Source organism: Sphingobacterium tabacisoli (assembly GCF_017908035.1).
Taxonomy (GTDB): Bacteria; Bacteroidota; Bacteroidia; order Sphingobacteriales; family Sphingobacteriaceae; genus Sphingobacterium; species Sphingobacterium tabacisoli.
The window spans coordinates 1,140,115-1,151,866 of record NZ_JAEQMU010000001.1; the positions used below are offsets into that span (position 1 = coordinate 1,140,115).

At 41.6% G+C, this 11,752-nt stretch carries 9 protein-coding genes; 6 read left to right on the forward strand and 3 right to left on the reverse strand.

Features of this window, described 5'->3' with window-relative positions:
• Position 1: 1 nt before the first annotated feature.
• Genes JKG64_RS04765 through JKG64_RS04780 form a run of 4 tightly spaced genes read left to right on the forward strand, consistent with a single transcriptional unit; the run spans position 2 to position 5,392 of the window.
• On the forward strand, positions 2-1,417 hold the full coding sequence (locus JKG64_RS04765) for a RagB/SusD family nutrient uptake outer membrane protein (protein ID WP_210353187.1): 1,416 nt from the start codon (positions 2-4) through the stop codon (positions 1,415-1,417).
• 8 nt (positions 1,418-1,425) lie between these two features.
• Positions 1,426-2,118, forward strand: coding sequence for a fasciclin domain-containing protein (locus JKG64_RS04770; RefSeq protein WP_210353188.1), 693 nt, complete (start codon positions 1,426-1,428; stop codon positions 2,116-2,118).
• A gap of 1 nt (position 2,119) precedes the next feature.
• Positions 2,120-3,049, forward strand: a complete 930-nt coding sequence (locus JKG64_RS04775; RefSeq protein WP_210353189.1) for a DUF5007 domain-containing protein — start codon at positions 2,120-2,122, stop codon at positions 3,047-3,049.
• Positions 3,050-3,058: 9 nt separating this feature from the next.
• Complete coding sequence (locus tag JKG64_RS04780) at positions 3,059-5,392, forward strand: hypothetical protein (protein ID WP_210353190.1); 2,334 nt, start codon at positions 3,059-3,061, stop codon at positions 5,390-5,392.
• A gap of 224 nt (positions 5,393-5,616) precedes the next feature.
• Here the strand turns inward: JKG64_RS04780 and JKG64_RS04785 are convergent, their stop codons facing one another.
• Positions 5,617-6,525, reverse strand: coding sequence for a DUF6268 family outer membrane beta-barrel protein (locus JKG64_RS04785; RefSeq protein WP_210353191.1), 909 nt, complete (start codon positions 6,523-6,525; stop codon positions 5,617-5,619).
• Positions 6,526-6,722: 197 nt separating this feature from the next.
• Between JKG64_RS04785 and JKG64_RS04790 the strand changes: the two genes are divergently transcribed.
• Positions 6,723-7,232: a hypothetical protein gene (locus tag JKG64_RS04790; RefSeq protein ID WP_210353192.1), complete on the forward strand. Its 510-nt coding sequence runs from the start codon at positions 6,723-6,725 to the stop codon at positions 7,230-7,232.
• Between the two features lie 56 nt (positions 7,233-7,288).
• Positions 7,289-8,101 (forward strand): hypothetical protein, encoded by an 813-nt coding sequence (locus JKG64_RS04795; RefSeq protein ID WP_210353193.1) that lies wholly within the window; start codon positions 7,289-7,291, stop codon positions 8,099-8,101.
• 209 nt (positions 8,102-8,310) lie between these two features.
• On the opposite strand, the gene JKG64_RS04800 is transcribed toward JKG64_RS04795, so the two are convergent.
• A complete protein-coding gene (locus JKG64_RS04800) occupies positions 8,311-10,272 on the reverse strand; it encodes a hypothetical protein (RefSeq protein WP_210353194.1) in 1,962 nt (653 codons plus the stop codon).
• Between the two features lie 5 nt (positions 10,273-10,277).
• Positions 10,278-11,732 carry a RagB/SusD family nutrient uptake outer membrane protein gene (locus JKG64_RS04805; RefSeq protein WP_210353195.1) on the reverse strand — a complete coding sequence of 485 codons (1,455 nt, stop codon included), beginning with the start codon at positions 11,730-11,732 and terminating at the stop codon, positions 10,278-10,280.
• Between the last annotated feature and the right edge of the window lie 20 nt (positions 11,733-11,752).

Sequence of the window (11,752 nt, forward strand, 5' to 3'; positions counted from 1 at the left end):
TATGATGAAAAATATTAAAAACATAGGGATATTCTTGTTGGCAATAAGTATGCTCAGCTCCTGCGAGAAGAGCTTGCTGCAAGATCCGAAAACTACCATAACCGTAAATACCGCTTGGCAGAGTGAAGGCGACGTACAGGCAGAAATCGCAGCCGCCTATTCATTCTTCAGAAGCCCATTAACTACCTATTATGCGCACTATGCCTATGGTGAATTCAGAGCAGGAGATATCAAGACGCCGATAGCTTCAAATCTGGAACGCAATGATCTGGGAACAGATTATTACACGGTAGACAATTGGAGAGATTGGGGTAAATTCTATAGGGCTATCGCTCAGTGCAATTTAATCCTGGAAAAAACTGCTGCTATGGATAACGTACTATTTACGGCCAAACCTAAGGCTTACTATCACGCCGAGATCCGCTTTCTAAGGTCATTCATATATTTCTATATGACTCGAATCTGGGGGGATGTGCCTCTAAATCTAGAAGGTGTTAATAAAAAACCGTTGCCCAGATTAGCCAAAGAAAAAGTATGGGAGTTTTGTATTCAGGAAGCCGAGGCGGTATATGATGCCCTCCCAATGCAGGTCACTACATCGAGCGAACGTGGCATCAAGCCAACTAAAATCGCAGTTCTGGCGCTGATTTCTCATATACATATGTTCAACCATAACTATGAAGCAGCAGAAAAAGCACTGGAGCAAATCCAGACAAACGAAGCGGTGGCTGGTTTGGAATTACTTCCTTTTAATAAATTCAAAGAGGTAATCAAAGGGAGATCCAAAGAAAGCATATTTGAAATAAACTTTAATGACAAGGAAGCTTCGATATACTCGGCTTTGGGTGCCTCATTTGCCAGACCCCCTGAAATAAAAACAAAAATATCGGAGGCCTGCAATATCCCTGTTAAAGTTGCTGATGAACTGTTCCCTTTGGGCACATCGGATTTGAGAAATCAATGGGTTACAAATAGAGCGAATACATTGGATATTACGCTAAATAAGTTCGATGTGAAAGCACCAGACTTTACCGCAACGGCGCCAAAATACGAAGCTAATATAATCTTATTACGCTATGCAGAAATATTATTGCTTCATGCAGAAGTATTAGCCCGGAACAATAAGCCCAACGAGGCTATCGCTAAATTGAATAAGGTGCGTTCTAGATCGACAGCCGCTCTGTATGACGCAACAACGGAACCTGACCTTCTACAAGCCATTCTTAAAGAACGACGCAAGGAGCTGATCGGCGAAGGATATCGATGGTATGATCTGATGCGTACTAATAAAATTCCTGAATTTAATAATTATATCACTCCCACACATGTTGAAGAAGGAGCTGCCTACTGGCCAGTTTCAGCCTACTCGTTTGACGGGAACCCCTATATGGTACAAACTAGTTTTTGGTCTAAATAATGAAGGATATGAGAAAGATAGCATCAATTTTACTATGTAGCCTTATTTTGTTGGCATGCAAAAAAAACTACTTTACGGAAGAAGGTTTACATTCCGGAAAATTCAATTTGAGTACATATGATTATCTAAAATCTAGACCAGATGTCTTTGACTCGTTGGTCATGGTAATCGACTATGCAGGAATGCAGGATTATTATAAAAAGGAGAACATTACGCTGATGGCTCCACATAATAAATCGATATATAGCATGTTGAAGACGGTACACAATTATCTTAATTCGCCTCTAAAATCAACTCCGGGGCGTAAGGTTAAAGATTCCCTGAACTATACAAAAGATACCGTCCTGATGGAGGATATCGACAGAGAGGTGTGGAAATCACTACTGCTCAGCTATACCCTCTCAAAAGGAAGAAAGGTTGCAGAATTTGCTGATCCAGTGGAAGAAATAACCACGCTTTCGGGAGAAGCAACGCGTACCATTATCCGAAAATCAGCATGGCAGGGTGTACAGGATGCTGGCGCAAAAACGCTCAACTATCAATTTTTTAGACCATCACAAAGTATTATCGGACGGACAGATACACTCGAAGTACGTGTGCTGACCTCTGACTTGCAAACGACAAATGGTATTGTACACGCCTTGGATCGAATGCATGAGTTTGGTTTGACTTCGGGCATGAATGTAATAAAAGCTAAATAATATGAAAAACAAAACAGCAAGATTGTTAATGAGTGGACTACTGTTGGGAACATTCGCAACTATCAGCTCTCTAGGAAATACCTCTTGTTATAAGGGAAAAGAAGGATATATTGCCGATTCCATTATGTATACACCTCGATTGGTCACAGTCATACCGGGTAAAAGCCAGACTTTATCGCCTTCGATCAATGGAAATGGCTCTTCTAAACCGTTGACTATCTCTATTCATAAGATTCATGGCGTGTCGGATGGACAAGATTATACAGAAGAATTCTTGCAGCAAGTACCCGTATCAGAATGGATCGCTGAATACACCAAGAAAGAAACTACGATCGAAGAGGTGTTAAAGAAGCGCAAAGATGTAATGCGCCCCCTACTGGAAATGAATCCTGTCTCAGGAAAGATTACAATCAATGAAGTCCGTGAAAACGGCATTCTACCAGTAGGTGATTTTTGGCTTGATATCAAAGTCAAAAACGTGTCTGGAGAACTGATATCGAAAAGGGCGATAAAACTGACTACTAGAGCATACAACACCTATACTGTAAGTACACCACGAGTCGGTGGAGAGATTAAGGCTGCTGATGTAAAAGTTGTTCGAAAAGGTGATGGAACAGCCTTGAATGTAAAAGTCTTGGATAGTGATGGCAATGTCGTTCCACTAGATTCGTTAACTCACGTATTAGATAAATCTATGACATTTGATGCGTTTAAAAACTTTGGAAAGTCAATCAAAGACGGTGTAAGTACCTATCAAGTGCTTTTCCCTTGGCCTGAATTTGGCAGCCAAAGAATATACATGCAAAGGGAAGAAACCATCAAAGATCCAGTCAGTGGAGAACTGAAGAAAGAAGCGAAGTATTATTTCGATTTTACCTTTAATATACTACCTTCGGGGAATTGGGATATGACCATTGAACTCAAAAAATAAACTTAATAAATGAGATTTTTCATCAGCCTACTCGTTTTGTTAAATGCAGCTTTTATCTATGGACAGGAAAAAGGATCTGAATATATAGAATCGCAATTTAATCAATCTTACAAAATCTATAATGAATGGGTCTACTGCCATGTCAACAAAAATGATTTCTTAGCTAATGAAGACTTATATTTTCAGGGATATGTTTTAAAGGAGGGGAATAACTTCCCCTCTCCTTTTGCCACCAACCTGATTGTTGATGTAATTAATGATAAGGGGAAAGTGGTAAAACAGAAAATATTCTATGTCGAAAATGGAATCGCTCCAGGCCAGATAGCTCTTTCTGATCTTCCTTCAGGAGGGTATAAGTTTGTCGCCTATACCAATTGGATGCGAAATTTTGTAAATAAGAACGCATTTACAAGTACTTTTAATATTTTCAAAGATCAGAAACAAGGTCAAATGAAGTCATCTAGCAGTGATCTGAAGGTGAGACTGCATGCTGAAGGGAATACATCATTGGCCGGGGTGGAGCAAAAATGGTATGTGGGACTAGAGAACTGGAATAATGAGTTGGTAAAGATGGTGATAGAGGATGATAAAATGCATCCCCTAGCGACACTTGAATTAAGTAAACCGCTAAGCACATTTTTCTTGGCAACTGATCCTGCTAGACAGTACAAATGCAATATCTTTTCTAAAGATGGAAAGTTACTGACAAGCATCCCGCTCACAATCAATGAATCTGGTGTGTCACTGGCGGCTAATATATTTGAACCGCAGTATATCTCGCTTGAAATAACAAGAGGAAAGGAACAATCGGTATTGAAGTCATACTATCTGGCTATTCATGCTGGAGGTAGGCTTTTTAAGTTACAGCGGATTAGCGGTGCTAAAAATACTGCAAATATTAAAATCCCTACAAATGAACTTAAGTCAGGTATTTATCATGCTTCCTTATTCGATGAAGAAGGACAACTACGCGCAGAAAGACCTTTCTTTGTATACGCAAAAAGTGACGCTTCGAAAAAATGGGATATCATTCAAGAAGATGGAAAACTCTTAATCGCTCCAATAGCGGGTGAAACTGATAATAAAAGCTGGAATTATTCTTTGACTTTTATTCCAGACAACATCGTGTACCGGCAGTTTGATCTAGATGCGTTTGCCTATTTGTATAAGGATATCGATCTGGGATGGACAAACAATCTTAATTTCGGGTCAGATGCCTTCCGAAGCAATCTTGAGGAAATCGACGAGCTATTACAACTCTACTATAGCCGACAGTTTTCCTGGCCAACAATTGTAACACAAAATCAATCTAGCTTTGCTAATATTTTCGAAAGGGGTTTTACAATGAAAGGGGAAGTAATTGATTTTCAGCAAAGAGATATTGGTAAAGGGATGGCGATACTCAACTCTATGGATAATTCATTCTCACTGACAGATAGTCTGGATAGGTATGGAAAATTCCAATTTGACAAGCTACATCTTGTTGATTCTTCCAGGATTTCATTACACACGGAAATTGCCCAAGGAAAAAAATGGGCGAGAAAATGGCGTTTAGATACGATCGAATATCACTTTCCAAAACAGCTACTTTCACATACCGATGCACCCGATGTCGAACTATCCTTTATTCCTCAACAGACTCCGCCAATAAAGCAATACCACCTGGAAGAAGTAAAAGCGAAAATGAAACTAAAAACAAATCGGAATATCTATGCTGGGGTGAACGATGATGTGTTTTTAGTTAATGAGCAGAGCTTTAAAAAATACAATTCTATTATTGATGTATTACGGTCACGCTTTATGATTCAAATCAATGAACTAAACATGGGAGCTCTAGAAATAAAATTTAGGGGCGGTATGTTGACGATGGATCCATCTGGAGGACTACAATCCAATAATCCTGCTCTCGTAGTCGATGGTATGATCGTAAATGACATGAATCTACTACGGGATCTACAGATCACGGATCTGGAAGAAATTGCTATCAATAAAGATGGAATAAACCTATTAGGACCGGCTGGTGTTAATGGTGCTATATTTCTTAAGACCAGATCGAGACCACTCAATTTCGATATGGACCAAAGTATGGGTAATCAGGAAAAATTCCAGTATTTCATAACCAAGGGATATACATTACCTAAACCGTATAAAGCATTGAAAATAGACAGAACTATTCCCAACAATGTAGCATCTCTCCATTGGGAAACGGGTGTAATCTCAGCCTCCAAGAGACAAATAGAAATAGATATAAAAGACTTCCCTACTCAATTTGTCGGAGTTATACAGGCTATTGACAATAATGGTAACATTCGGAGTCAGACGTATATCCATAAGTCCAAATAAGAATGAAAATGGAGCTGTATGGTGACTCCTGCTACTTCTACCGCTATGGAGATTATCTACAGCACAGTTATGTGTAACGACCATAGTACTTGTCTCTTTAGGGTTTGCTGGGGGTAAAAAGATGACAGGAACGATAGCGCTGAAGATAATCTGAAAATTGGTTAGTTAGAACTCCCTGAAGCCCCGCTCCAGGGAGTCTTTGTAGAGACGCCAGACCAAGAAGATTAAATTTTCAGCTTGAAACCTGCCGAGGCATAAGGCGAGGTCTGGAAGTAATATCCTTTACTAGTAAACATGCTTTTTATACTTCTATCCGTCATTTCCGCAGGGCGAAAGGCGTTTATGCCTACAGTAATGGGAATAGACAGCTTCTTACCGAGTCTGATCTCTGGGCGCAAGCCTGTGACCACATACATATGCGAAAATATTTTATCCTGTCCATCCTGCTCCAGTAGAGCCATCTGCCCATTCATTTCTCCTACGACGCTTAAGGAAATATTTCTATGTGCGTCATATTTGACCGACATAGCCAGTCCATCCATCAGGGCGATATTTACTTTAAAATTTCCACCTGTTCGCCAATTTAGATAAATAGCTGGAAGCACCATCGGTACTCCAAAAGAGTTGTTAAGCGCCAATCCAGCACCTAAATCCAAATTAGACCTTAGGTTATAGATAAAGACCGCCCCAGCCATACCCAAGAGATTCTTTCGATTCAATTGGGAAAGCTTGGAGCTCGGCGTATAAACGCCAGCACCAACTGTAGCCAACATGGACCAGCGTGGAGAAATAGGACGCATATGATTTAGACTGATGCCTACATTTAATATTTCATCTATAACTAAGGGCTCGGTGAAGTTTTGATTATCCAGATTGGAATAAACGCCCTTGGCGCCTATGGACCATAAGGTCGGCCGTTGACGTTCATCTAGTCTGAGGGACAAGGGGATACTTATAGTCGCCTGATGCACATTGGCTCCTCCCTTGCTATCCCCTATAGGTTGACTCTTCTCTCCTTCCATAATACGATAACCTGATTTTCCAAGGTATTCACTTTTCCATTCAAATTGAACTTGTGCCAATGCACTGACATAGGCCAGTACTGTATAAATTAACAGTAAACTTTTCTTCATTAGATTCGTTGTCTTTTATTCTATGACAATAAACCACGGTTATACCCTTGCGGAAAAAGGATAGCCCTTTATTCGCAGGCTTAACACAAAAAGATAATTGTAGGGAATGTTCTAAATAGATGGGTGATCTATTTTAAGGGGTAACATGGCTAATGCTAACGGCACAGTTATTGTATTTTTGATAAAAATCAAAAAGTATGACTAAGAAGATGATATTGACCTTGTCCTTATTCGCAATGCTTTTTTCGGGATGTAAAAAAGATGAGGCTACAGGGACGGTAGACACGATGTACATGACGGTAAAAATCGATGGTATTGAAAAGCAATTTTCTACAGTGAATGCCCGTTGGGTAGACGGCGGTAACTTTCTGGAAATCACAGGATCAAACGGAGGTACGGAATGGCTTACGATAACGGTTATGTCAGAAAAAACGCGGGTATCTAACGGTCGATACTCCCTAGACACCTCGGGACCTAATATGCTAGGGATATACGCTGTGACAAAGGACAATCAACAACTCAACGTTACAGCAACAGGAGGCACGTATGCGCCTGAGGATGCCCTGAATCTAGAAATCACTAAAGTAAATAATGCGGCAGTGGAAGGCTCATTTTCTGGCGCTTTCGTACGGGTGGAAGGGCTCAAAACACTGCAAGTCGTGTCAATAGCCAATGGAAAATTCAAAACGGAGATCAAGGCGAACTAATCGTTTGTTATAAATCATTTTTGTATAGTGATGGTAAGGGAAAAATGCTAAACCTGATGGATTCAAAACAATTATTTAGACTTTTCAATAGCAAATACCACCTCACAAACTGGCATAATGAAGATGGTGAACCTGCACAAAGTGAGAGTGAGGTAACATGGCGCTATTGTGGGGTCGGTGAAGAGTTTAGGACTGAAACTGTCGATTGGATTATTAATAAGCTATTTGAAGATGATGAGGTCTATCTATGCTTTGGATCAAACAAGAGTACCCTAGTACCAAAGTCTACGCTCACTGATGAGATCGGAAAGATATTGCACAAAAAGGAAGTCGGGATAATGAATACCGCATTGACAAAAATGCTATTTTTCAATTCGTACGGTACATTCAAAAGCGGTGTTATACGGGATTTTCCTGAAAGCCGCACAAGACTTGTGGGCAGTCCTGTGAAAGTAGCCTTCCATGCAAATATTGTCGATCATCGTACCAGTAGGATCGCTGCTATCATCGGCAAGTACCTGACAAATCTGGAGGATATGCTACACAATGATTATGGTGGCGAGATGGAGCATCTTTGGATAGATTTGGAGCTTCTGGAAAATAGCAAACCCAATTCATTCCGCTTTCAGAAGCGGGTTGCAATCCCGACGTCATACACCGAATTCTATGCCTACAATGTAGGAAACTATAGTGTCCGGCCGGATTTTGAAGTATTAATGAAACTGTCGTCTGAAGATGAGATCAGCTCTTATATACTGGAGATATTATATGAATCTACCTCTGTGCTGCTGGATAAGGAGAAGAAAATAGGTGATTTTGATGCGACAAGATTCCGAGCTGATTTTATATCAGCCTGTGAAGGTGCATGAAACAGATTAAATCCTTATTGTAATAAAGAGGTGGCCAATTTATAATGAACTGCTTTTTGAATAACGATTTCGATGTTAACTTTATATTATTATGACAATCGCACATACTATCGGCATAGAAATTGCCGTTATATCAGTATTCATAATTTAGGTTAATAATTGGTTAGTTAAAAATACCTGAAGCTCCCCGCTCCAGGTATTTTTTGTTTTTAATTATTATTTCTGGTTGTACGAAAATTTGAAACCCGATGAAATGTGAGGTAATTCGCATCGTGATGGTTGGCTGCTCCTCCTTGTCCGTCCTCGTGTGAAGTACGCGATACTGCAATGATATCGGCCCCGTCAAATTGCCAATCTACATATTGATACCCGTGCAGGTAAATATCGGGATGTTGAACAATAACGGAGTCTACACTCCAGCTTATTAAATCGGCACTGGAGCACAATGCCAATGTATTCCGGATCTGATCCAAAGGAACGATACTATGAAACTGATTAGGCACATAGTTTGCCAATGTCCAATACCTATTACTTGTAGCATCATAGCGTATGGTAAACTTCTTCATGCTGCCTGGCATATCTGAAAATCCGCTGGAAGGATTGAAAGTAGAAGTTGTACCGTCGCTGCTGACCTGAACAAAGGCCGCCTGTTCTCTATTTTTACTAAATGTATGTACACGCAAAACGTTCAATAGTTGCCCTGCCGCGGAAACGACAGCATTTCCCTCTAACCACCCCCAGAAATAACCATTCATATAAGTAGGATCGTGGGCCAATGGATTGCTGACTATCCAACTGGACGAATCCAGTAGATCACTGTTTGCGGGAGCGGACATCATGAGTGCGCGATACTGTTTGGCAAAAACAGTGGACGGACCAAGAGCGTCTTCCATAGCTCGCCATATACGGCCTCCATGTACTACGACCGGAGTCGGGGCGGTATGGTATTTACCACTCCTCAACAAGCCATTATGATCGCCAGTGGGTAGAGACCAGGTATTACCATTATCAATAGACTTTCGAATCACCACCTGATTACCATTGCTATAACCTCCAGACACCCCCATTATGTATAAAGTGCCCTGATGTAGAAAAAGACCGGACATGAACTGCCCACTTAAATCGGTCACGACAGACCAATGATTCCCCTGATCTGTGGACCTATAAATACGGGTAAATGATTTCCCGTCTGGACGGGCCTCAGAATTTGGGCCAAAGAAATCATTGGATGCAATCAGATCGCCATTAGCTAGTTTCACAATACTGGGCGAGCCAATATAAATACGCTTGTATGCAGGGGTATGTGCGATAACCGTACCTGGCACAGCCGTCTCTGAATCGATCCCTGCCCGTAGACATCGTACACTAAACCCATTACCTCGGATGTCTGCATTGGAAGGTAATACGCTGCTCTCCCAAAAATGGGTCGCTATAGCTTTTCCATCACTTGAAGCTGTACCGCTCCAATAATAACCACGTGTACCGATCCTAAAGAATGCACCATTGACACCGTTAATATGCCCTCCGGCCACAATTTTGAGATTAGAGAGAAATGCCTGAGCGGCATTGCCAATGCTCTCAGTTTTGATAAGCCTACCCCATTCGGTATTATAGGGCAAACGCCATTCGGGGCCTAATGCCCGACAGGGATCACAACCATTGGTACTGCTGACTGTCTGGGGAGATACCGCCGCCCAGCGATCTGTAACTGTACCCGTAGCCCACCAAGTATGTGGCAGAGCGTTGTAAAAAAATGGTTGTGGAGTAGCAATAGGAATAGCAGCGGGATCGGCATAGGGTACTCCCGCAGCCTGATAGACAGGGTTACGTACCTGATGTCCGTCACTGCTTCTACCCCATTGATACAGGTCACCGTATGCACTGGTATCATCGCTCGCTATAGCTACCTGACGACTCCCTAGGTTGTGCTGTAACCAAACTTGCTGATCTGCTGCGCGGACTGTTGTATAGGTAATGGTATCTCCATGTGCTATGGTCTTAACCCAACCTACATCTCCCACAGCTGTGCCGGGCAACAACTCCATGCTAGACGTTGTGGAATCAAGTGGTTGAACCTCTTGAGACAGGATGGTATTGCAGGACCAGCCCAATATACTAGCTCCGGAAAGTGCTGCTAATAGGAATGTACTAAGATTTCTTTTCATCATCATCTAATTTATTCGAAACCTGGGGTTTGTTTGATATTCGGATTGACTGCAAATGAATTGACATGAACAGGAAAATATAAGATATTGCCCTGCTTGTCCTGCTCGCGTCCCGCTAAAGAAGGAACCCGCTGGAAAACCTGGCCTAAACGAATCATATCAAACCAGGATTTACATTCGCCTGCAAACTCAATAATCCGCTCGTCAAGCAAAATTGTTTCCAACTCCTTCTTGTCTGAAACAGAAGTATAAAACTGATCGGTACCATAAGCGCGCTTTACGACCATATTGATGTACTTCAAAGCGGCTGTGAACTGGCCTTGCTCAGCTAATATCTCTGCTTTAAAGAGATATGCTTCAGCAAATCTATATATCCTGGTATCGGAAGTAAATACTCTCACATTGCCATTCATCTCGCCCATAAATTTATTGGTCCAGCGAAAATTGGTGCCTGAGATCTGCATGTCCTGGCTAATGGTCTCGGCGCGACTATCTCCTGCGGTGCGATTACGATATTTCGTATAAAAAAGATCGGAAAACTGCATCACATGGTTTGCCCCTACAGGTATTGGATTATTTTGATAAGCTAGGGGTACCAAACTCCTGGACTGAGCCAGCAGGCTACCGTATTGATTACTGTTCTCTAATAGATCATAATAGATAGAGTATATGATCTCTGGATTTGTCTCTTGCGTGAATACATCGCGGTAGTTAGCACTGAGTTTATACGTGGTATTGGCCAGCACTTCATCGATTGCCTGATCAGCTATGGAAAGTGCCTCAGCCTGTTCGCCGCGCACCTTGGCCAGCCAAAGGTAGATATCTGTCTTTAACATCAAAATAGCTGCCCTTGACGCTTTACTACTTTTAGCAGTATTGTCACCCATACTCAATTGATCCGCTAACCCTATATCAGCCTTGATCAATTGAAAGACCTCATCTTCGTTCGAGCGTAGCGGAAAGAGCTGCTCATGGTCGTCGGAATCTATAAATTGGGTCACAATAGGCACCTCACCCCACAGACGCACGAGATTGTAATAACACCAAGCACGTACGAAGTAGGCCTGTGCTTTAATTTGCTTTTTTCGGGCTTCTTGCGTGAAGTTAATCCGGTCGACATTGTGGATAATGCCATTGGCTACGGAAATAACTGTGTAGAAGGGTTGCCAGTTGGCATCATTGAGATTAGCAGTAAGCTCATTGTTAATGAAGGACTGTATGCCTCCTGCTTGCAGCCCTCCGCTGATATTGCCTGTACGGCACTCGAACCAATACATCCAATTGTGCACAGTAAAAGAATTGCGCATACGCAGGTAGAGTCCGTTTAATGCGGATTCGGCGTCAGCTTCATTGCTCCAATATGAGTCGTTTGAAATACTACTGTCTGGTTTGAGATCCAGACGTTGACAACTTTGCAATAACGAAATAATGATCGCTATGTACATGATTTTTAGATATATGTTCATAATCGTGCTACTCATTATAA